Raw genomic sequence first — 21,694 nt, forward strand, 5'->3', positions numbered from 1 at the left:
TCCAAACCTCTCACTGTCGTCAAAAGCGGGTAACCGGGGTAACGCCGTGACTGCGTCCAATGACGCACAGTGGCCAATCCCCCATCAAACGCACAAAAGAAAAGGCTCTGTCACCTAATCGTGTTGGTGGCTAAGAGGCGGAACCATGCTCCGTCGCGATTTCCAGCGGCTTGTGGACTCTCTCAAGAGCTTGAGCCCTGGAAACCCCGTAGCGTCTTCTCGAGCTCTGGAGATGCAATTTGGTCCAACCTCCGAATGGCCCCCTCCAGGTACGCCATGTCCTTTTGAGACGCATCGAACTTCTCGAAAAACGGCTTCCACGCACGAGCCACCAGCCACACCTCGTGCAGCGCCTTCAGCGCTTCCACCCTGCTCGAAAAGTACACAGTCCAGTGGGTCATCAGGTTGTCCAGGGTGGCTAGCCTGCCCCTTTCCCCAACCTCCAAGTGCAGCATCCGTTCCTGGGCAACAACGCTCATGGGGAGCACGTCATAGAGCGGGCTGAGGGTCCATCCTTTGGCTGCGACCTGGTACAGGAATCCGTGATTGCGCAAGTGGTCATCATTGTTAGTGACGAAGATGTTGAGCGCCTGCCGCTTGAACAGCTCACGCAAGTCCCGCGCGAGGTACCTAGGGAGCGCGCGGGCACGCATTTGCTCTGCCAGTGCCTTGTAGGAGCTACGTGTTGCTTCATGCTCATCGATGACCATGAGAGTGAGTGCCGAGCAAAAGCCTATGCGGCCTTCGATCGACTGAAGGCCTCTAGGTCCCTCCAAGGGCTCCCAACTCTCTTTGTCGGGATCCGGAACGACCCCAGGCTCTGCCCAGTAGCGGTCGAATCGCCGGATGAACAGCACCTTGGCATGGCCTACCTGCTTGACCTTCACGGGAGGCACACGAAGCCCCGCAGCACGCGCAAGCTCCAGTGCACCAGCTTCGAGGACAGCGTTACAGGCGCGGTCTGACTTGGATGGGAACTTGGCGAGCCAGAGAACACCGTCATCGGTGCGCACGGAAGCCTTAGGACGCGCGCCGCCGGCGCTGCCAAGGCTTCCGAAGTAGATGGCGAGGTCCTCCCCGACGTGTTCCTCATTCTCGATGCGGTCCGCTGCCTCCAGAAGACGCGCCAGGTCCATCTCGGCGGACACCGGGGCCGTAGCCTCGGAATCCCGCGTGAGGCGCACATCCAAGGCGCCCACCCGGTCTGAGCCCGATTCCAAGAGATAGGCCACCTCCGGAAGCTTGTTTACAGCCACCTTGAGCTTGTTCTCAATGACCCTACGCCCCCAGGCATCAGGGGTCGCGTCGCGGATACCCCCAAACTCCGTGAGTCCAGCCAAGACAAAGCGCTTGGCTCCACCCTCCTCACCCTTCAGTGGCAAGGCGACGGGGTCCACCTCGACTGCATTGGGGCGCTGCACGTAGCGCTTGCCGTAGACGAAAACAGGCTGCGTGGTGTTTGCGCCTTCCAGCGAACCCGCTGGCACGAAGTCAGCGCCATGCTCATCTGCCACGTGTGCGAACACGAAAACGTCATTGGGAGGACGGGCATAGGGGTTGCGGTCAGAAGTCATACGGGTCCTTTTCAGCCTTGCGCTTCGCGGTCATTTCGGTAGATTGCCCAACATCAGAGCTGAAGGTCGCCTTGGACCCGCTTTTGATACCAAAAGTGGAGACCACGACCTTGCGTCCGGCGCTTGCATTCGGCTTGTAGACGCGACGGACGCGGGGAGCTTCATTGAAGACACGCACGGCGGCCGACTTGCCTGTCAGCAAGCCAGCCAAGGTAAGCTCGGGCTCTAGGGCGTGCAAGTAGCGCAGGACCTGCGAGAGCGTGCGGCTTTCGTCCCCCTGCTCCAGCAGTACCGCGGTGGACCGAGAAACACCTGCGCGCGCTGCCGCCTCACTCTGGGTCATGCCGCGCGCAATGCGCAGTGTGCGGAGCTGGGCGCCAATCTGCTCTGCCTCTTTCAGGCGGACTTTAGGCGTGCGGAGTGATTCGTCATACTTCATGGATTTTCCGTAAAGGTGGAACCCGTTGCTGCAAGGCGGCAGTAACCGGCCGGGCTGTGACGCGGCGCAGATAGCTGCGTCTGCAATCGCAGTCCTTGTCATGTATAAGGACTGTGATTACGGTCATTATCTCATTGAATCCGATGACGGTCAAGGCGAGTTCAGCGCCTTTAATGTCGCTAATAGCAATCACTGCACCGTTCAATGACTGCGATTGGCGACATAGCGTCCATTGTCTACGGCTCCGCCCAAGTCCTAGCTATACCTGACAGGACATTCGAGCAATTTCGAACGTTTCCTTGCTGCTCTAGCTTCTTGACTCTGCCTCGAATTCGTCATTAACGACAGCCTTCGGCGCGCGGGCTGCAATTGGAGGCCCTGCATGTATCTGCTGACCGGGTGCTTGCCGGCCTGGTGGTGTTGATCGCGCTGATGCAGCTGGCCTGGATCGGAGAGCGCAGTGCTATGTGGCGCATTGCGGGCACCTCGCTGCTGATTGCTGTCCTGTGCGCCTGGAACGGTTCGACCTTGCTGCGCTGCCTGGGCCCGAGCAGCGTGCAGCCACGGCGGTCGCTAAGAGTGCTGCTGGGGCTGCCGTTTGCCATGGGTGCGGTGGTGTTTGCCATGCGTACCAGCGCCGTGCTGCTGGCGCACGAGCAGCTGATCAGCAACGGACAGCTGGAAAACTCCGGCAGCCTGCTGGGCGCGCTGGTGTGGCTGTTCATTTCACTGGGCATGGCCTTGGTGGTGCAGGTGGCCTACCAGATGCAGCGCCCGCTCAGCCTGGCGGCCACTCACGACGTCCTGACAGGCCTGCTCAACCGCCGCGCTGCCGACGAATTTCTGGCCCAGGAAGCCCTGCGCGCCCAGCCTCAGGGTGCGCCGCTATCGGTGCTTATGATCGACATCGACTTCTTCAAAAAAGTGAACGACCAATACGGCCATGCTGGCGGCGACCACGTGCTGCGCTCGCTGGCTCAGCTGCTAAAGCAGCGCGCCCGCGCTTCGGACATGACAGCACGCTGGGGCGGCGAAGAGTTTTTGCTGCTGCTGCCCGACACCCCTCATCAGGGCGCCTGCGCCATGGCCGAGCAACTGCGCCTGGCCGTGCAAAGCCACCCGTTTCAGTGGCAGCAGCAAAAGGTGCCCATCACCATCACCATCACCATCACCATCACCATCACCATCACCATCAGCGTCGGCGCAGCCACCTGGAGCGGCGGCCCCTTATTGGCCAACGCGCTGATTGCCGAGGCCGACAACGCCCTCTACCGCGCCAAAAACACAGGCCGCAACCGCGTGTGCGGGGCAGAGCAAGTAGCGTCGCTACCGGCCTGCTGAACGTTAAAAGCGGGCGGGATGCGACACCCCGACCAGGGCAAGCCTCATAAGCCCAAGTGAACCAGGCAGATGGGCTTTTTTCCTTGAATCGTCACACATTCATTTCAAAGCAGATTGCTTGCGCAAGCGTCGCAAATTTATCCGGGGTACTTGACCAAAACCCCAACAGATCTGCAAGGAGATTTTCAGCAGGCTCTGATCCACAATGCATGCAGGAGAATCGCCCTTATGTTTACGCACCTTCGACTCACCAACTTCAAAGCCTGGAAAGACACTGGCAACATCGAACTCAAGCCGGTCACCATGCTGCTGGGCACCAATTCCTCAGGCAAGTCAACACTGATACAGAGCCTGCTCCTGCTGAAGCAAACCGTGCAGTCACCAGACCGGACAGTGCATCTGAACCTCGGGGGTGACGAGGTCAACGATCTTTTCAACTTCGGCAGTTTTGACGATGTGCTGAACCAAGCCGCTGAGGGTGCGCGCCAATTTGCCATTGGCTTCGACTTTCAGCGTGACGGCAGCGACCGGGTGGGCTCGGGGAGCTTCGACTGCACCTACGGCCGGACGTCATCGGGCGGCGTGGCCATTCAAACGCTGGATCTGCGCGCAGGCAATAGAAAGTTCAGGGCCATTCGGCGCGACAAAGGTGCTTATTCAATTACGGTGAACGACGAAGCCACGCCCCGCTTCAAAGGAAGCCACTATGCGCCAGAGCGGTCGATCGCGTTTTCCGCAGATGCCATTGCCGATCTGGATCAGGACGGCCCCGCAGTGGAAGACTTGAGCCTGGCTATTCGGCGCGAACTGGATGGCATCATTTACCTGGGGCCCTTGCGGCGCAACCCTGAACGCGATTACCTCTGGAACAAGACCAAGCCCGGCGAAATCGGCATTGATGGCCACAGCGCCATTGATGCGCTGCTGGCGAATGCCTTGCTCAAGGGTGAAGAGCAGAACCACATCGTTCACGGAGTATCGCACTGGCTGGCACGCATGAAAGTGGCCGACAAGCTGGAAGTGCGCCAGCTCGGGCGTTCCAGCCGCTACGAACTCATTGTCCATCGTGATGGCGTAACGTCCAACCTGCGCGACGTGGGGATTGGCGTGTCGCAAGTGTTGCCCGTCCTGGTAGTGGCGTACTTTGCACCTTCGGGCAGCACCATCGTGCTGGAAGAGCCGGAAATTCATCTACACCCTCTGGCTCAATCGGTGCTGGCAGAACTGTTTGTAGCGATCAGCCGGCAGCGCAAGGTGCAGTTCATTGTCGAAACCCACTCGGAACACCTGTTCCGCCGCATGCAAACCTTGATGGCCAAGCAGGAGGTTACCGCGGACCAAGCAGCCATGTACTTTGTCGAGCGCGACGGCAAGGCCGCCAAGCTGCTTTCTCTGGAACTTGATGACTATGGCCGCCTGAAGAATTGGCCGGAAGGCTTCTTCGGCGACGCACTGGGCGAAACCCGCGAGCAGGCGCGCCTGATGTTCCAGCGTCAGCAGGCGGCAAAGCAATGAGAGCGCGCTATGTGGTGGACACCAATGTTCTGATTGCCTCCAGCGCTGCCGACCCCGCCCACCCCAAGGACATGGACGCCACGCCGCCAGACCCCGCCTTGCGGATGCGAGTGTGGGAATGGCTGACCCAGTTCGAACAGAGCGATTCCCGCCTGGTGCTGGACAGCGCAGGAGAAATCTACAAGGAGTACACCCACAAACTGGGATTCAACGACTTTGGCATTCAGGTGATCATGCACAAGTGGAGCACTTCTGCGGTCGACGAGGTGCCAGTGGATTACGACGCACTGGGCCACGCAATCCTGCCCGACGCGCTTAACAGCGTAGTTCACGATACTGCCGACAAGAAGATGGTGGCGGCTGCATTGGCGGCTCACGTCTTATTCGGTGAAGGCTGCGTGGCTTTCGCGGGCGACACCGACTGGCACGACTGGGAGGATGAGTTGGCCCGGAATCAGGTGCTGTTGGAGCCTATCATCGAAGATTGGTCACGAAAAAAACATGCCGAAAAAAGAAACGGTGAGCGAAGGACATCATGAGTGAATTTTTCCGTTTCCCTCCACGACCCACATTGCCTGGCTGGCTGATGGAGCGCCGCGCGAGGACAAGGTGCTTTCACCGGAAGAGGCTGAGGACTTTTTGTCGGCGGATGTGTCTGTCGAAGAAAAGATCGACGGTGCCAATCTGGGCTTTTCGCTCATGCCCGACGGCACCCTGCGCGCGCAGAACCGGGGCCAATACCTGGCCCATCCACATGCGGGGCAGTTTGCCAGGCTGCCCGAATGGATGGACGTGCACGGTGGCAACGTACAAGCTGCGCTAGAGTTACACGCCGATGAAGGCCTCATGCTGTTTGGTGAGTGGTGCGCCGCCCGCCACTCCCTGGACTACAACCGGTTGCCCGACTGGTTCATGCTGTTCGACGTGTATGAGCGCCAGTCCGGACGCTTCTGGAGCAGCGCGCGACGCAACGCACTCGCAGCGCAATGCGGCTTGGTCACGGTGCCCACCCTGCTCCAGGGAAAGACGACACTGCCTGACCTCAAGAACATGCTCGACACCGTGCCCAGCCGCTACCGAAACGGCACCCTGGAGGGCGTGGTGATCCGCCGCGAATCTGAGCAATGGTGTGATGCCAGAGCCAAGCTGGTGCGGCCAGACTTCACGCAAACCATCGCTGAACACTGGAGCCGCCGACGGATGGAGTGGAACCAGCTTGGCTGGGATGCTGCGGTCGAGCCATGACTTGACTCACCGCCCCTGAGGGGGCAGATGCCAAGCTGGAGCTTGGCGGTCCCAGGGGGAGCCACTGTCTTCCCTGGGATCGCTGAGCTCCAGCTTGGCTCTTTCTTCTGCCGCAACGGGCCCAGATGCCAAGCTGGGGTTTGGCGGCCCCGGCTTGGGCTGAGCGGCCTCCGGGGCTACCCCCTCAAGATTTATCGGTCGGCCAGCCCAACTCAGGCGGTACGTCAAACCTCCTCACGGTTCATCTGTGCCGCCCCGCGTCTATCCATCGCTGCGTCATGCCTCGCGCAAGGTTGTACCGGGCGCAGTTGTACTGCTCCAGTTGGTCAAGCTCGGTGTTCGCGATGAGGCGCAGCGCCGCGCTGTCAGCGGCATCGACATGCACATCGGCGAATGCAGCATCCAGCGTTCGGCCATGAAAGACCACGAACTGCATCAGCTCGTTCAAGGCCTGCCGGTACTTGATCCGAATCGGGTCGGGCGCCAACAGGGAGGCGCGCAGCACGCTGTATTTCTGAATCGAGCGGCGGTAGATGAACTCGAACAAGTCCACCGCTGCAGCCACGTTGCGCCGCTCGTAAACACCGCGCATGGCAGTCGCATAGTCCGCGCGCTCCACGTCCAGAAATGACAGCGGTGCGCAGTTATAGAGCATGAGCGGCATGTTGGCGCTCAGACGACTTGTGCGCTTGTTGCCGTCCGCAAAAGGCTGCAGGTACGCAAGGTTGACCCACAGGAAGAAGGCGGCCTCAACCGGATTGCGAATATTCCTAACCTTGTCGATGATGGCATTCAGCGACTCTTCAAGGAGCGAAGGAATGCTGCTTGGGGTGTAGACCGAGCCGTCGATGTTCACCACGCGTCGGCGAATGCTGCCGATGTCGCGTGAGTCGCGAAGGAGATCCCGCATCAGCTTGGCCTGCAGATCGACGATGATGGACACGGTGATGCCCTCCGTCGGTACTGCATCGACCATGAACTCGATGGCGCTCTTGTGATTGAGGAGCATCAGCGTGTCCTCATCGAGCGGTCCGACCTGTTGGCCGAGCTCGAAGAGCTCCTTGGTATCGAGCAAGCTCTTGTTGTTGCCCTCAAGGCGCGATGACGACCAGGAGAGGTCGATGAGCAACTGCTCGAGCACCTCGCGCGCGTAGGTTCCTGCGGGTTGCTGGTTCTGGCTGCGTCCGGCGTTGTACAAGTCCGTGGCCAGTTGTGGCGGCAGCAAGCTGGACTGGTTCGGGATGTAGCTTTTCACAAAGCCACTGTCGTAGCCCACAGGGGTGCGGGTGCACAACGGGGCGCGAAGCGCCTCGATGAGAGGCAACGAAGCCGCTGACCATTGAAGGACTCCGATCCCCGCTGGCGTAGGGGAGATGACATCCAAAGCGCCCAGCGCAGCCTTGGCTGCTGTTGTAGCCTGGTATCGGGTAGACCGGCCAGCGCCCCGCTTCTCCAGAAAGCCCAAAGCCAGAAGGTCACGCAAGTCCCGGTTGACGGTAGGACGGGAGACCTGGAGAGCTTGCTCCAGCGCGCTGGGTGCAACGGAATCCCCAGCGGCTAAAACTTGGCGCAGCAACGCCTCATGACGGTGCGACAGAGTGGAAGGTGTCATGAGGCAGTGGATCTCGTCAATCTCGTCAAATGACAAGATTAAGCCCTTAATCCAATCAATATGATAAGAATAAGTCGCAATCTTATCTCATTGATAGACAAGCTGACGAGATTAAGGAAGCGGCAAGTTGGCTGGGATGCTGCGGTCGAGCCATGACTTGACTCACCGCCAGCGAAGGGGGCAGATGCCAAGCTGGAGCTTGGCGGTCCCAGAGGGCCACTGCCTGCCCTGGGGTCGCTGCCCGCCCGATCAGAACGGATACTGACGCTGTGTCGTTTGCACCGTGATCCAGCGCAGATCGGTGAACTCCGCAATGCCGGCCTTGCCACCAAACCTACCCCAGCCGCTGGCCTTGACACCGCCAAAGGGCATCTGAGCTTCATCGTGTACCGTGGGGCCATTGACATGGCAGATACCGGACTCGATGCGGCTGGCGACTTGCCAGGCGCGTGCGATGTCTCCGCCAAAAACTGCTGCCGACAGACCGAACGCGTTGTCGTTGGCCGTGGCGACCGCTTCTTCCTCACCATTGACGCGGACCACGCACTTGACCGGGCCGAAGGTCTCCTCGTGAAAAATACGCATCTCCGGCGTGACGTGGTCAATGACCGTGGCCGCGAAAAGCGTGTTGTCGGCTTTGCCACCGCACAGCAGCTTGGCACCCTTGGCCAGGGCGTCGTCGATCAGCGCGTTGCAGCGATCCACCGCGGAATGATCGACCAGCGAGCCCAGCACCACGGGTTCAGGCTTGCGCGGGTCGCCCAACGGAAGCGATGCCGCACGCCCAGCGAAGCGCTTGACGAACTCGTCGGCAATCTTGGAATCGACAATGATGCGTTCGGTGGACATGCAAATTTGCCCGCTGTTGGCAAACGAACCAAAGATGGCGCCGTTCACAGCTGCATCGAGGTCGGCATCGTCCAGCACCACGAAAGGAGCCTTGCCGCCCAGTTCAAGCACGGTGGGCTTGAGGTACTTGGCAGCGGTTTGCGCAATGATGCGCCCCACATGCGTGGAACCGGTAAAGTTCACGCGGCGCACCGCCGGGTGCGCGATCACGGCCTCCACCACCGCTCCGGCGTCGGCCGGCGCATTAGTGATGTAGTTGACCACCCCCGCCGGGAAGCCTGCGGCCTGCAGCGACTCGATGATCAGCTGGTGAGTGCGCGGGCACAATTCTGAGCCCTTGAGGATCACGGTATTGCCACAAGCCAGCGGTGTAGCAATGGCTCGCGTTGCCAAAATGATCGGCGCATTCCAGGGCGCAATGCCCAGCACCACGCCTGCCGGCTGGCGCACACCCATGGCCAGGCTGCCGGGCACGTCAGAGGGAATCACTTCGCCAGCCACCTGTGTCGTCAGCGCCGCAGCTTCGCGCAGCATATCGGCGGAGAGGTGCGCATTGAAGCCGGCCCACATGGCCGTAGCGCCGGTTTCTGCCCCCATGGCTTCGATGAACTGAGGTGTGCGCGCATCCAGCGCATCAGCTGCCTTGAGCAGCAGTGCGCGCCGCTCATTGGGTCCCGTCTTGCTCCAGGTCTTGAAGGCCTCGGCGGCGGCTTCCACGGCACGCACGGCATCGTCGGTGGTGGCAGCCGGTGCACGGGTGGCAAGACTGCCATCGAGCGGGTTTAGGCGGTCAAAGGTAGCGCCATTGCTGGCGGCCACAGCTTGACCGCCAATCAGCATGGATAGGTTAGACATGATTGAATTCTCCTTAATGAGTCAGTCGTGTTGTGGGTCAGGCCTGGCCCAGATAGACCTGACGAATGATGTCGGAGCGCGCCAACTCGGCTGCGGGCCCTTGGGCCACGAGCGAGCCGCGCTCCAGCACGTAGCCACGGTCGGCTACGGCCAGGGCCTTGCGTACGTTTTGCTCAACCATCAGTACGGTTGTGCCGGCATCGGCGATACGCCGGGCGATGGACAAGAGTTCATCTACCATTTTCGGTGCAAGACCAAGCGAGGGCTCGTCAAGCATCAAAAGACGTGGCCCACTCATCATAGCCCGCGCCACAGCGACCATCTGCTGCTCGCCTCCGCTCATGGTGCCCGCCAGTTGCCTGGCGCGCTCACGCAATTTGGGAAAATCATTGAATGCCTGTTCCAGCCGGGCCGCGCGCTCGGTCTTGGAAATCAGCCAACCGCCGAGTTCGAGATTCTCGGTCACGGTCATCTGGGGAAATAGTTGCCGCCCTTCAGCCACCAGCGCCAGCCCGCGCTTGACGGTGCCGCTAGGATCCGCGGGAGGCAGAGCTTCTCCGTTGAGAGTCACTTCCCCCTGCCGGCCGATCAAGCCGGCAAGGGCTTTGAGCAGCGTAGTCTTGCCCGCGCCGTTGGGGCCAAGTATCACGGTAAGCCCCGGCGCCGCCTCCAACGACAACTCGCGCAGCACCAGGAACCCGGCGTAGCCCGCCGAGAGCTTATTCACTTTCAGGTGCGCAGGACTCGACGTCATTCAACCACCTCGCTGCCCTTTCCGTTCGCGGCGTCGTTCATTTCATCGCCCAGATAAGCCTCCACCACTTCAGCATTGCGTACCACTTCCGAAGGCGAACCATCGGCAATCTTGCGCCCCTGGTGCAACACAATCACACGCTCTACATGTCGTAGCAGCGTGGTGACCGCGTGCTCAATCCAGACCACCGCCAACCCCAGCTCAGCGCGCAACCGACCGATCAGCCTGGCCATGTTCTCCACTTCGGCCTCAGTCAGGCCCGCAGCGACTTCATCGAGCAGCAACAGACGCGGGCGGGTGGCCAGTGCCATGCCAATCTCCAGCACGCGCTGTTGCGAAGGCGTGATGTCCGCGGACAGCAGCTCAGACTGCGCGGACAGGCCGATCAGCGAAAGGATCGCGGGCACATCACGAAGCAACGCGGGGGCGTCGCGGTGACGACCGGCAAACTGCAGGCCGAAATCGATGTTCGCAGACACGGTCATCTCAGGGAATACGCGCGGCGTCTGAAAGGTGCGCGCGATGCCCTGGGCCGCGTAGCGGTGTGGCCCTTGGCCGGCGAGATCCTGCCCGCCCACCAGGAGAGAGCCTGACGTAGGCGCGATCACACCGGAGATGGCATTGAAGAACGTGGTCTTGCCTGCTCCATTGGGGCCAATGATGCCCACCAGCTCTCCCGCATGGAAAGTAGCGTCGACACCATCAACGGCCGTGAGCCCACCGAAGCGAACCGTGATGCCGCGAGCGTCCAGCAACAGATCAGCCATGTTGCTCCTCCTTGCCTTGGCGGTTTTTACCGCCTTTGTCGAACCAGCCGGTGAACATGCTCCAGCGCAGAGAAGCGAGGCCGTTGGGCAAATAAAGCACCGAGAGGATCAGCAAGATGCCGAGCATCATCATGTAGATCTGCGGCAACTGCAGACGCAAGGTTTCGGCCAGCAGGCTGAACACGATGGCCGCCATCAGTGGCCCCCAGAGGGTAGCCGCGCCGCCGATGAGGGCGATAAGCACCGTCTGAAAACCGATGAAGGGGTTGAACACCGTCACGGGGTCGATGTAGGTCCAACGCACGGCCATGGCGGCCCCCACGGCGCCGGCAATGGCGGCGGTCAAGGCGAATCCGCCGATCTTCACCAGGCGCGTATTCACACCCAGGGTTTGCGCGCGCTGTTCGTCGGCACCGATGCCGACCAAGGCCAGGCCAAAGCGGCTGCGGCGGACCAGGATCGACATCAGCACGGCCAGCACCGCAAGTCCCAGCACCGTGTAATAAACCGTGGTGGATTCCGGCACCGTGATCAGGACCCGACCCACCGTGCCCGTGACCTGCTTCTCGAAGTAGGTCACGGCGTGGCGAATCAGCTCTGTCATGCCGAAGGTCAGCACGGCAAAGTAGGTGCCTCGAAGGTGCAGCACGGCAGCGCCCATGATCAGCGCGATCACTGCAGCCACCATTGCGCCCAGCCCTACAGCCAGCAGCCACGGCACTTGACCAAGCAGCAGCGCACTGGTGTAGGCGCCCAGCCCGAAGAAGGCCGAGGTAGCCAGCGACAGGTATCGCGTGCTGCCACAGAACAAGCCCCAACTTGAGGAAAGGGCCACGTACATCAGACAGGTAAGTGCCAGCGAGATCAGGAAATCGCTGGCCATGGCGGGTATGACCAGGGCCGCAGCGCCAAGCACTGCCAGCACGACCAGATCGCGCACGAAGGTATTCTGGGCTTTCATTTGGAAAACAATCCCTTCGGACGCAGCAGCAACACGGCAATAAATACGCTGTAGGACAACAGAGCCTTGAGTGAGGGGTTGGTAAAGTGCATTCCCAGCGCCTCGATGACGCCCAGCAGCAGCCCTCCGGCCAGCGCACCTGCCATGCTGCCGAAGCCACCCAGGGTAATCACAATCAGTGCAGTCACCGTGTAGGGCTCACCCATGGCAGGCGTGACGGTGTAGGCCATCGAAAGCAGGCATCCGGCCACACCCGACAAACCAAGACCTACGCCGAACATGAGCGGATGCAGACGTTTGGTGTCAATGCCGACCAACTGCGCACCGGTAGGCGACTGCATCAGCGCCCTTACACCCTTGCCGAGCAACGTCATTCGCAGGACCGCAATCAACGCGAGAGAGAACACCAGGGCCAGACCGAACACCAGCAGCTTGTTGGCGGCAAACTGAGCGCCTCCGAAAGCTACAGGCGAAGTCAAATAGTCATAGCCACGCAAATCGCCACCCCACATCCAGGAGGCGAAGTTCTGCACTAGAAACATCAGGCCGAAGGCCACCATCAGGCCACGCGCCTCGAACACGTCAACGTTCGGCGATGTCGCCGTGAGTCGTCGAAAGCAAAGTCGGTGCACCACGAGACCTACCAGCATCAGGATGATGAAGGACACCGGCACCATGGCCAGCGGAGACAGCCCTAACGTGGTGTGCGCCATCCAGGTGAGATAGGCACCGACCATCAGGAACTCGCCGTGCGCGATATTCAGAATGCGCATCAGGCCGTACTGGAGGTTCAGCCCCAGCGCAACCAGCGCGTAAATGCCCCCGGTAATCAGACCGGAGGCCAACAGCTCAAGCCAGGCGCCAATAGACATGATTCATACGAAAAGACTGGGCCCCGCGGAACCGGATTTGCCGGCCCGCTGGTGTCACCCCATGAAGGGACGCGGCCGCCAGGCCGCTTCGAGTAATGATTGTTCGAGAACGTGGGTTACTTCCAGGCTGGCTTGCTGGCGTTGAGCTTGGCCGTGGCCATGTTTTGGGGCCAGACGACCTCGAACTCTCCGTTTTGCCACTGGCCGACAGACCCCGGAGTGGCCGTGTTCTCGCTGCCGGTGAACTTCACGTCTCCTATGATGGTTTTGTGCGTGCCCTTGGCCACGTAATCGCGGAGCGCCTTGCGATCGAGGCCGACAGTACCCACAGCCGCCTGCAGGATTTCCAGGCCTGCCCAACAGTGCCCACTGGCCCAGCGGTCCGGTTCCTTGCCTTCGAAGCGTTTGGTGTGCGCGTCAAAGTAAGCTTTGGCACCCGGGCTGGTCTTGCTGTTCCAGGAACCCATGCCAATTACACCTTCTGCACCCGGTGCTGTAATGACGTTGCGGTACAACTGGAACGCGGTACCCACGGCGGTATAGAAGAACTTGGGATTGAGGCCCACTTCCTTGGCCTGCTTGCTGGCCAGAATGGTATCGGGCGGGTAAGTGATGCCAATGAACGCGTCAGGGTTCTGATCCTTGATGCCGCGCAGCACGGGCGAGAGATCTTTCACGCCCAGCGGGTAGCTCTTGCGCTCCACCACCTGGATGCTGGTCTTTTTCAGTGCGTTGTTCAGCGCAGCGAAGTTCTCCAGGCCGAAAAGATCGTCCATGTAGACAATGGCGACGGTTTTGACGTTGTTGGCCACCAGCATCTCGACCAGCGCATTCATCATTCTGTCCGGCTGCTGCAGCAGCGAGAAGAAGAACGGCAGGTTCATGTCGATCAGCTTGCGCGACAGGGCCGTGGGTGCCAGCATCGGGTAGCCGTAGCGGTTAGCCAGGGGAGCGATCGCAAAGTTGGCGTTGCTGCCCCAGGGCGGCAGAATCAGATCGACCTTGTCGCTGCCCATGAGCTTCTCGTAGGATCGCACGCAAGTCTCCATTTCGGAGCGGTCGTCGGAGCTGATCAACTCAATCTTGCGCTTCACGCCCTTCACGCTCAGGCCGCCTGCGGCATTCACCTGCTCCGACCACAAAATGTAGTTAGGCTCCTGGCTGACTTGAGCGCCAGGCGTCCATGGTCCCGTGCGCGATATGGCGTAGCCGATTCGCACCGGCGCCGACTGTGCCAATAACGATGGTGCCACGGCCATCGTGCCAACGGCGGCGGCCGCGCCCTTGATTAGGCTGCGACGTGATTGCTGAACCATGAGTGTCTCCTCGAAATTGTTGATGGTTGAACGATACCAACGAATAGTAGAAAACGCAGCGGGCAATGCTTTGCACTGCGCGCACAAACCTCTTGCCCCTCCATGCACGACACCTAGGGTTTACCCTTAGTTTAGCCCGGAAGGGTCAGCCCATAATGGGACTACGTTACCTACTTGCGCCCGCACATCTCCCCATGATCCCGTCCACGGTGATGACCACCGACGTACTCGCCCCGCGCGACCGGGCACCACAATGGCGTGAATGGATCTGGCAGCACTTCGGAGGGCTCGACTCGGATCTTTATGGCGATCCGGGTTTCGACGGCCATCTGAGCGCCTCCCTGGCCGGAGAGGTGATCCTCACCAAACTCGAAGCCGACCGTCACCGCGTGTTGCGCACACCAACCATGGCACGCGGCAGCGATGCGGGCTACCTGAAGATCGTGGCCCCCTGGAGAGGAACGGCTGAAGTCGAGCAACAAGGCCGGCAGGCCAGTGCGCGTTCAGGCGGCTGGATCATCTACGACACCACGGGCAGCTACGCGATCGACAACCCGGAGCGTACGGAACACCTGATCGTCATGTTGCCCAAGGAACGCATGGCCGAACGCGGCGTACGGCTAGACACCTTGATGGCCCGCCACGTAGGCGGCGCCAGCGGCATCTCGCGCGTGGCCCTTGAGACCATGCGCACCACCTGGCAAGAGTTGCCACACATGAGCGACGCCGCTGCGCGCGGTGCTGGCGAACTCATCATGCAACTGGTTCAGCTTTCACTGCTGGAGTTGTCGGGCCAGGAAACCGCCATGACGCAGCGCGAGGCCCTGCGCGACCGCATTCGTGCCCATATTGCGCGCCACCTGCACGACCCCAAGCTGTCTATTGACCACATCGCCCTGGCGCTGAACTGCAGCAAGCGACACCTGCACAATGCCTTCGCGGGAGATGACGACACGCTGGCCGGCTACATTCTCAGGCAGCGGCTGGCCCAATGCGCGCGTGACCTGCGCCAGCCAACGATGGCTGGTCGCTCCATTACTGACATCGCGCTGTCCTGGGGTTTCGGCAACGCAGCGCATTTCAGTCGCGCGTTCCGCGAGCACATGGGCCAGAGTCCTTCAGACTACCGGCGGTAGCCATGCGCCTAAGCACTGACCTCCAGCGGTCTTCTCGCCCCGGCCAGGGCGCTGTTTCTATCAACACAGGTCAACCGCCCTGCCAACCAAGGGCGGGAAAGCCAAAGCTCTTACTCCAGCACGCCAGCTTCCAAGCCCATACTGTTCGACACCAATTCCAGATGGTGCACGGTATCCCCCCAGGACATTTCAAGCTGCGTCAAAGCCTTGAAGTAGTGGCTTAGAGGCAATTCATCAGTCATACCAATGCCTCCATGCAGCTGAACGGCTTGCTGCCCCACAAAGCGCATCGAAGCGCCGAGTTGGACCTTTGCACGCGCTATCGCCACATCTCTGACGGCTGCGGGACTGGAGAGCTTGAGACTTGCGTAGTAGCTCATACTTCGCGCCAACTCCAATTGCAGCTTCATGTCGGCAACCCGGTGGCGAAGCGCCTGGAAGCTTGCGATTGCTGCGCCAAACTGCTTGCGATCCTTCATGTACTCCACTGTGCTCGCCAGCATGCGTTCCATGGCGCCCACTCCGAACGCGCAGACCCCAGCCACACCGATGGCATAGGCGTCGGCGAGCGCGGACCCACCGTCAGCCGTGACGAGCGCTGCGGGCACCTGTTTAAACACCACTTCAGCCGCCCGTGAACCGTCTTGCATCAAGTGCCCGCTGACGGAGCAGAGCGGGTCGCGCGGGTTGACCAGGAAGAGGCTAACGTTGCTGCCAGATTGCGCCGATACCAGCATGGCATCTGCACAATCACCCGCAGCCACCAATATCTTGGTGCCGCTGATAGTCCAGCCTGATTCCGAGCGCGTCGCAGATGTTGTGCAACGATCGACTTGGTACCGGCCTCCCGACTCCTGATGGGCCAGCACGACCAAAGCCTCGCCCGAGGCAATCGCAGGCAGCCAGTGCTTACGGAGGGTGGGATCTGCGTATTGTGAAAGCAGCGTGGCCGACACCAGGGACTGGATTATGGGCTCAAGCACGAGGCCTGCACCCAGCTCCTCCATGGCGATCATGCTTTCGATGGGCCCCATGCCTAGGCCATCGTGAGCGCTCGGAACACACAAGCCAGCCAATCCCAGCGCAGCCATCTCTGCGTATGCCTCTCTCTCGAAACCACCCGCCGCGACGATTTTGCGTCGGCGCTCGAAGCCGTATTGACGCTCGACCCAGCGTCGCACCGCCGCCCTTAGTTGATCCTGCTCAGGAGTGAAATGCAAGTTCATGATTTATCTTCTTATCCGAACAAGGTCTGTGCAACGATGTTGCGCTGCACTTCGTTGCTACCGCCATAAATGGTTGTCTTGCGCATGTTGAAATAACTCGGGGCAAGGAGCTCGTAACCGGGAACGTCATGGGCCAGTGATTCAGAACCCGCTCCCGTGCGCGGCGCGAAGGGCAGAGTTTCGGGACCGGCCACGAGCATCAGCAGTTCAGAACATCTCTGCTGGATCTCGCTACCCTTGATCTTGAGCAACCCGGCAATATCGAGACCCACCTTGCCGGAACCTTCCTCGCTCAGCACACGCCATACCAGCATCTCGAGTGCGACCACATCAATCTCAAGCCATGCGATCTGATCGCGCCAACGCACGTTGCCCCAGTTTCCGGTTGACTGCGTGATCTTCTTCAGCCGCGAGAGTTCACGCTTGGCTCGCGCAACGTTCGCGATGGATACGCGCTCATGACCAAGCAGCAATTTGGCACAAGCCCAACCCTTGTTCTCTTCTCCTATCCGTTGTTCAACGCTCACTTCGACGTTGTCAAACCATACCTCGTTGACGTCATACTCTCCGTCCATCAGTTTGATGGGGCGAACCGTCACCCCCGGCGAACGCATGTCGATCAGCAAGAAGCTAATACCGCTCTGCGGCTTGCCCTCGTTGCTCGTGCGCACCAGGCAGAAGATCCAGTCTGCATGCTGCCCCAGCGTCGTCCAAGTCTTCTGTCCATTGACTACGTACTTGTCGCCCACGCGCACGGCCTGCGTCTTGAGGTTGGCCAGGTCAGACCCTGCGCCCGGCTCGCTATAGCCCTGGCACCACCACACTTCTCCGCTGGCAATTCCGGGCAAGAAACGCTGTTTCTGTTCCGCGGTGCCGTAAGTCATCAGCACCGGAGCCAGCATGGACGGACCGAACGGGAGCACGGGCGGAGCCCCCAGGCCGGCACACTCCTCTGAGAAAAGGTGCTGCTCGATCGCACTCCAACCGGGCCCGCCATACTCCTTGGGCCAGCCGTAGCAGAGCCAACCTTTTTCACCGAGGATTCGAGCCCAGCGCTGGTAGTCATCCTTACCAAGCGGGTAGCCGCCGAGCACCTTGTGGGGAAGATCGGCAGGCAGGGAGGTCGAGACCCATTCCCTCACTTGCGCGCGGAACGCCTCTTGTTCCGGTCTGAATCGCAGATCCATGAATACTGATCCTTCTAGATTTGTGTAAGACCCGTGGCCTCGATGCCGTGACGCTGGCGGAGTTCGCGCTTGAGCACCTTTCCTGCCGCATTGCGAGGCAACTCGGTCACAAAAGCCACGCGCAGAGGCACCTTGAACTTGGCCAGGCGCGCCGCGCAGTAGCGCAAGATCGCCTGCGCATCCAGGCTCGCGCTCTTATGCAAGACGACAACGGCAAAACCGCTTTCACCCCAGCGCTGATCGGCTACCCCAATCACGGCCGCCTCGGCCACCTCGCTCAACTGATAGATGACGTTCTCCACTTCGGCTGGATAAACGTTCTCGCCGCCAGAGATATACATATCCTTGACCCGGTCGACGATGTAGTAAAAACCCTCTGCATCGCAGCGCGCGGCGTCGCCAGTCTTGAACCACCCATCCTCGAAAGCCGCCGCTGTTGCCTCTGGCGCATTCCAGTAGCCGGGCGTAATGTTGGGACCACGTAGCCACATCTCACCGGTATCACCCGGCGGTACGTCCTTGCCTGACTCGTCAACGACGCGGACCTGGGTATAGGGCATGGGCTTGCCAATGGAGCCCGCTTTGCGAAAGATCTCGCCAGCGTCGAGCAGCGTAACGCCCGGACTTGCTTCTGTCAGTCCATAGCCTTGACCGAGTGGTGCCCCCCGGCTCGTCCAAGCCTCAATCGTCGCCAAGGCACAGGGGCTGCCCCCCATGCCGAGAAACTCGATCCGGGAGAGGTCCGTTGAAGCGAAGTCGGGATGATTGGCAAGAAACTGATACTGGGCCGGCACCCCGGTCATGCGAGTGACGCCCCACTTTGGATCACCGATAAGCTTGAGTACGTCTCCTGCGTCAAATCGGTGTTGCAACACCACGGTACCACCGGCGTGAAGAATAGGATTGGCGTGACTGTTGATGCCTCCGATATGAAACAGCGGAAGGATCACCAGTTGCACGGACGACGACGTGATTTTGCTCGGGAAACCAACATTGGCGGTGTTCCACCAAACCATGCCGTGGGTGATCAGAACACCCTTTGAACGGCCTGATGTACCGGAGGTGTACATGATGAGGCACAGATCCTCATGTGTGGCCTGTGCCCACACGGGATCTACAGAGGCACTAGCCAGAGCCTGCTCGTAAGAGCTCTCCGCACTTCCTCCGTCAATAGCAAGCAAAGGGCCGATCGCGTTGCGCGATTGCAGGGTCCGAGCGACGGCGGCAAAATCCGCATCATGCACGAGTAGACAGGGATTGCAATCTTGAAGGATGGCTTCCAGCTCATCTACGCTAAGGCGCCAGTTTAGGGGCACTGTGACGGCCCCAATGCGGCTGCAGGCATACTGGAGTTCAAAAAACTCTGCACAGTTATACGCCATCAATGCCACCCGATCGCCGCGTCCAACTCCCTCATTCTGGAGATGGCGCGCGAGCCGCTGAGCACGCTCATGCAACTCAAGGTAACTCACGTCGCGGCCGGTGCTGGCATTGCGCACGGCCACCCGATGCGGCCGAGTCTGCGCGTGGTACTGGACCAAATCCCTGTAAGGTGTGCCGCTCATTTTGGCAGCCCCTCCCCGCGTGCCACCAGTTGTTCCAACAATGGCGATGGCCGCAGCCAGCGCTCACCGACATGCGCGCTCAATGCCTTGAGCTTCTCCAGCCCCTTCGCCAGCCCCACCTCATGCTCCAGCCAATGCATAGGACCTCCCTGGTGGGCTGGAAACCCATAGCCATTCAAATAGACCACGTCAATGTCGCTTGCTCGGATGGCAACACGCTCTGCCAGAATATCCATGCCGATGTTCGCCATCGCCAGTAGGCAGCGTTCTACGATTTCTTCATCAGTCATGGATCGACGTTCAATTCCGAGCTCCTGGGCCACATCGGAAATGAGTTGCTGCACCACGGCGGACGGTTTTCCATCGCGACTTTGCGGCTCGTAGTCGTAGTAACCTGCGAGGGTCTTTTGCCCGTGGCGTCCCTGTTCGATGAGGCGTTCAATTACTGGGAGTGAGCGCGGATCGAAATGTTCGAGCCCCCGAGCACGGCGCGATTTGGCAACCCCTGAAAAACCCGACAAGTCGCGCATTTGCAACGGCCCCATTGCCATGCCGAAATCAACCAACGCCCGGTCGATTTGCTCGGGCTGCGCCCCCTCGAGCAACAGCAAATCTGCCTGATGCAGATAGGCGTTAACCATCCGATTGCCAATGAAGCCGTAACTATTCCCTGCAACAACTGCAATCTTGCCCATGGACTTTGCCAATGACAGCGCCGTCACGAGGGCTTCGTCAGAGGTGGCGGTGTCCCCGCGCACAATCTCCAGCAGACGCATCACGTTTGCTGGCGCAAAGAAATGGGTCCCGACGACATCTCCAGGCCGCGAGGTTGCCGATGCAATCTCGTCGATGGAGAGAAACGACGTATTCGACGCAAGCACAGCTCCCGGTGGTGCCACTTTATCGATCTCGGCGAACACCGTCTTTTTGACCGACATCAGTTCGAACACAGCTTCGACAATGAAATCCGCATCGCGAAGAGCGTCATAGGACAACGATGTCTGGATCAAAGACATGCGGTGTTCCAGATCTTCAGCGCTCAAGCGACCGCGCTTGACGCTTCCCTCGTAAGTCTTCCGAATCAAGTCGAGCGCTTGCTCCAGGGCCGGGGGTGAGCCATCCATCAGCACGACAGGAACTCCGGCATTGGCAAAACACATAGCGATACCGCGACCCATCGTACCCGCGCCGATTACCGCCCCTTTCGTGACCGTACGAGGCTGGACGCCTGTTGCCAAGCCTGGCACCACGGACGCCTGGCGCTCCGCAAAGAATCGGTGCTGCAGCGCCTTGGCCTGCGGATGACGCGCACAGCGCATGAATTGTTCGCGCTCAAACTCAAGCCCCTCTTCGAGGGGCAGGCGCACAGCGACTTCCACGCTTTCGATGATCCGCTCCGGCGCGTGCTGCAGACGCATTTCGCGCGCTACTTTTTTCGGGCATTGCCGAAGACGTCCTCGTAAGTCCCGAGAGTCCCGATAGGACGGGAGTCAATACGCCGCAAACCAATTGAGCTCACCTCCCGAGCGTATGCAACCGCCGCATCGACCAAATCACCCTCTGCAACCCGATCAATCAATCCCAGCTTCAACGCCTCATCGGACGTAATTTGCCTGCCAGTGAGGATCAAGTCCAGCGCTGCTTCAACCCCAACGAGACGCGGCAGGCGCTGTGTACCACCCCAGCCAGGCATCAACCCGATCTTGACCTCCGGCAGTCCAAGCCTGGCGCCACGTGTAGCCACGCGGTAGTCGCCAGCCAAAGCCAGTTCCAATCCGCCCCCTAAAGCTCGCCCGTGTATGGCCGACACAATGGGCTTTCCAAAGGCGTGAATGGCGGCCATTACGTCAGGTGCAGGTGTATTCGGCGCCGCCCCCCAACTCCTTGATGTCGGCTCCCACAGAGAATGTGTTGCCCCTGCAGGCAATTACTACTGCGCGCACCTGTGAATTTGCGGCTGCTTCGGAAAGACCCTCATAGATACGTGTCTTAACTACCCGACTAATGGCATTAACCGGGGGATTGTCGATCCAGAGCACTGAAATGTCGCCGTGCGGCTCCAGGATAGAAACCACCTTTTCTTCTGATGTATTGGTGTGACTCATGCTGCTGGCTTGAAAAAAATTACTGATGGATCAGCCAAAATTTGGTCGGAAGCCAATTGAACTCTCTGCCCGATAGCAAGGCTCGTGGGGTTCACATCGACAATTCTCGCGAGCAGCGTCGGGCCTTCCTCGAGAGAGACATAGGCAACAGCTGTTTCGGCGGCGGGTGCATGTGTGTACGAGAAGATCACGCCCTTGCCAGATGCCTCTCGTGGTTCCAGTTCATAAGAAAAACAATGTGGACAAATGCCACGCGGATACCAATGCGAACGCGCACAACTACGACAGTACGGTATGAATAGCTTGCCTTGATCCAGGGCTTGCCAGTAAGCCTTCAGCTCAGGGCTGTTTTGGCGAAATACGTTCGTTTGCATC

General features: G+C 60.1%; 21 protein-coding genes. 5 read left to right on the top strand and 16 right to left on the bottom strand.

The window, feature by feature from the left end:
* Nucleotides 1-182: 182 nt before the first annotated feature.
* Both AAAK34_RS17810 and AAAK34_RS17815 read right to left on the bottom strand, forming a co-directional pair.
* Complete coding sequence (locus AAAK34_RS17810) at nucleotides 183-1,574, bottom strand: HipA domain-containing protein (protein ID WP_231697079.1); 1,392 nt, start codon at nucleotides 1,572-1,574, stop codon at nucleotides 183-185.
* Nucleotides 1,564-2,013 (bottom strand): helix-turn-helix domain-containing protein, encoded by a 450-nt coding sequence (locus AAAK34_RS17815; protein WP_231697078.1) that lies wholly within the window; start codon nucleotides 2,011-2,013, stop codon nucleotides 1,564-1,566. The genes AAAK34_RS17810 and AAAK34_RS17815 overlap by 11 nt, the downstream gene beginning before the upstream one ends.
* 369 nt (nucleotides 2,014-2,382) lie before the next feature.
* Between AAAK34_RS17815 and AAAK34_RS17820 the strand changes: the two genes are divergently transcribed.
* The 4 genes from AAAK34_RS17820 to AAAK34_RS17835 all read left to right on the top strand — a co-directional run bounded on the left by AAAK34_RS17820 (nucleotide 2,383) and on the right by AAAK34_RS17835 (nucleotide 6,114).
* On the top strand, nucleotides 2,383-3,354 hold the full coding sequence (locus AAAK34_RS17820) for a GGDEF domain-containing protein (RefSeq protein WP_231697077.1): 972 nt from the start codon (nucleotides 2,383-2,385) through the stop codon (nucleotides 3,352-3,354).
* A 228-nt stretch (nucleotides 3,355-3,582) separates the two neighbouring features.
* On the top strand, nucleotides 3,583-4,869 hold the full coding sequence (locus AAAK34_RS17825; RefSeq protein WP_231697076.1) for a DUF3696 domain-containing protein: 1,287 nt from the start codon (nucleotides 3,583-3,585) through the stop codon (nucleotides 4,867-4,869).
* On the top strand, nucleotides 4,866-5,408 hold the full coding sequence (locus tag AAAK34_RS17830) for a hypothetical protein (protein WP_431777525.1): 543 nt from the start codon (nucleotides 4,866-4,868) through the stop codon (nucleotides 5,406-5,408). The genes AAAK34_RS17825 and AAAK34_RS17830 overlap by 4 nt, the downstream gene beginning before the upstream one ends.
* Nucleotides 5,409-5,478: 70 nt before the next feature.
* Nucleotides 5,479-6,114 (top strand): RNA ligase family protein, encoded by a 636-nt coding sequence (locus AAAK34_RS17835; RefSeq protein ID WP_431777526.1) that lies wholly within the window; start codon nucleotides 5,479-5,481, stop codon nucleotides 6,112-6,114.
* Nucleotides 6,115-6,355: 241 nt separating this feature from the next.
* Here AAAK34_RS17835 and AAAK34_RS17840 read toward each other — a convergent pair whose 3' ends face one another.
* The 7 genes from AAAK34_RS17840 to AAAK34_RS17870 form a co-directional block, all read right to left on the bottom strand.
* Nucleotides 6,356-7,762: a Fic family protein gene (locus tag AAAK34_RS17840; protein WP_431777527.1), complete on the bottom strand. Its 1,407-nt coding sequence runs from the start codon at nucleotides 7,760-7,762 to the stop codon at nucleotides 6,356-6,358.
* Nucleotides 7,763-7,975: 213 nt separating this feature from the next.
* Nucleotides 7,976-9,430 (bottom strand): aldehyde dehydrogenase, encoded by a 1,455-nt coding sequence (locus AAAK34_RS17845; RefSeq protein WP_231697072.1) that lies wholly within the window; start codon nucleotides 9,428-9,430, stop codon nucleotides 7,976-7,978.
* A 37-nt stretch (nucleotides 9,431-9,467) separates the two neighbouring features.
* Complete coding sequence (locus tag AAAK34_RS17850) at nucleotides 9,468-10,184, bottom strand: branched-chain amino acid ABC transporter ATP-binding protein (protein WP_231697071.1); 717 nt, start codon at nucleotides 10,182-10,184, stop codon at nucleotides 9,468-9,470.
* Nucleotides 10,181-10,951, bottom strand: a complete 771-nt coding sequence (locus AAAK34_RS17855; RefSeq protein WP_231697070.1) for an ABC transporter ATP-binding protein — start codon at nucleotides 10,949-10,951, stop codon at nucleotides 10,181-10,183. Before AAAK34_RS17855 ends, AAAK34_RS17850 begins: the two co-directional genes overlap by 4 nt.
* Nucleotides 10,944-11,912 (bottom strand): branched-chain amino acid ABC transporter permease, encoded by a 969-nt coding sequence (locus AAAK34_RS17860; protein ID WP_231697069.1) that lies wholly within the window; start codon nucleotides 11,910-11,912, stop codon nucleotides 10,944-10,946. Before AAAK34_RS17860 ends, AAAK34_RS17855 begins: the two co-directional genes overlap by 8 nt.
* A complete protein-coding gene (locus tag AAAK34_RS17865) occupies nucleotides 11,909-12,784 on the bottom strand; it encodes a branched-chain amino acid ABC transporter permease (RefSeq protein ID WP_231697068.1) in 876 nt (291 codons plus the stop codon). The genes AAAK34_RS17860 and AAAK34_RS17865 overlap by 4 nt, the downstream gene beginning before the upstream one ends.
* Before the next feature lie 116 nt (nucleotides 12,785-12,900).
* A complete protein-coding gene (locus tag AAAK34_RS17870; RefSeq protein ID WP_231697067.1) occupies nucleotides 12,901-14,100 on the bottom strand; it encodes an amino acid ABC transporter substrate-binding protein in 1,200 nt (399 codons plus the stop codon).
* Between the two features lie 194 nt (nucleotides 14,101-14,294).
* On the opposite strand from AAAK34_RS17870, the gene AAAK34_RS17875 reads away from it, so the two are divergent.
* Nucleotides 14,295-15,236, top strand: coding sequence for a helix-turn-helix domain-containing protein (locus tag AAAK34_RS17875; protein ID WP_231697066.1), 942 nt, complete (start codon nucleotides 14,295-14,297; stop codon nucleotides 15,234-15,236).
* A gap of 110 nt (nucleotides 15,237-15,346) precedes the next feature.
* Here the strand turns inward: AAAK34_RS17875 and AAAK34_RS17880 are convergent, their stop codons facing one another.
* The 7 genes from AAAK34_RS17880 to AAAK34_RS17910 are packed head-to-tail and all read right to left on the bottom strand — an operon-like array spanning nucleotide 15,347 to nucleotide 21,693.
* Nucleotides 15,347-16,462, bottom strand: a complete 1,116-nt coding sequence (locus AAAK34_RS17880; RefSeq protein ID WP_231697065.1) for an acyl-CoA dehydrogenase family protein — start codon at nucleotides 16,460-16,462, stop codon at nucleotides 15,347-15,349.
* 11 nt (nucleotides 16,463-16,473) lie between these two features.
* Nucleotides 16,474-17,649, bottom strand: a complete 1,176-nt coding sequence (locus AAAK34_RS17885) for an acyl-CoA dehydrogenase family protein (RefSeq protein WP_231697064.1) — start codon at nucleotides 17,647-17,649, stop codon at nucleotides 16,474-16,476.
* 14 nt (nucleotides 17,650-17,663) lie between these two features.
* The gene (locus AAAK34_RS17890; RefSeq protein ID WP_231697063.1) at nucleotides 17,664-19,214 is read right to left on the bottom strand and encodes an acyl-CoA synthetase; all 1,551 of its coding nucleotides are present in this window, start codon (nucleotides 19,212-19,214) and stop codon (nucleotides 17,664-17,666) included.
* A complete protein-coding gene (locus AAAK34_RS17895) occupies nucleotides 19,211-20,632 on the bottom strand; it encodes a 3-hydroxyacyl-CoA dehydrogenase NAD-binding domain-containing protein (protein WP_431777528.1) in 1,422 nt (473 codons plus the stop codon). Before AAAK34_RS17895 ends, AAAK34_RS17890 begins: the two co-directional genes overlap by 4 nt.
* 8 nt (nucleotides 20,633-20,640) lie before the next feature.
* Entirely contained in the window at nucleotides 20,641-21,057 is a 417-nt protein-coding gene (locus AAAK34_RS17900; protein WP_431777529.1) for an enoyl-CoA hydratase/isomerase family protein, read from the bottom strand.
* Between the two features lie 4 nt (nucleotides 21,058-21,061).
* Complete coding sequence (locus AAAK34_RS17905; RefSeq protein WP_431777530.1) at nucleotides 21,062-21,319, bottom strand: enoyl-CoA hydratase-related protein; 258 nt, start codon at nucleotides 21,317-21,319, stop codon at nucleotides 21,062-21,064.
* Nucleotides 21,316-21,693 (bottom strand): zinc ribbon domain-containing protein, encoded by a 378-nt coding sequence (locus AAAK34_RS17910; RefSeq protein ID WP_231697061.1) that lies wholly within the window; start codon nucleotides 21,691-21,693, stop codon nucleotides 21,316-21,318. Before AAAK34_RS17910 ends, AAAK34_RS17905 begins: the two co-directional genes overlap by 4 nt.
* Between the last annotated feature and the right edge of the window lies 1 nt (nucleotide 21,694).

This window comes from Ottowia caeni, assembly GCF_050821495.1.
In the GTDB taxonomy this organism is placed as follows: domain Bacteria; phylum Pseudomonadota; class Gammaproteobacteria; order Burkholderiales; family Burkholderiaceae_C; genus Ottowia; species Ottowia caeni.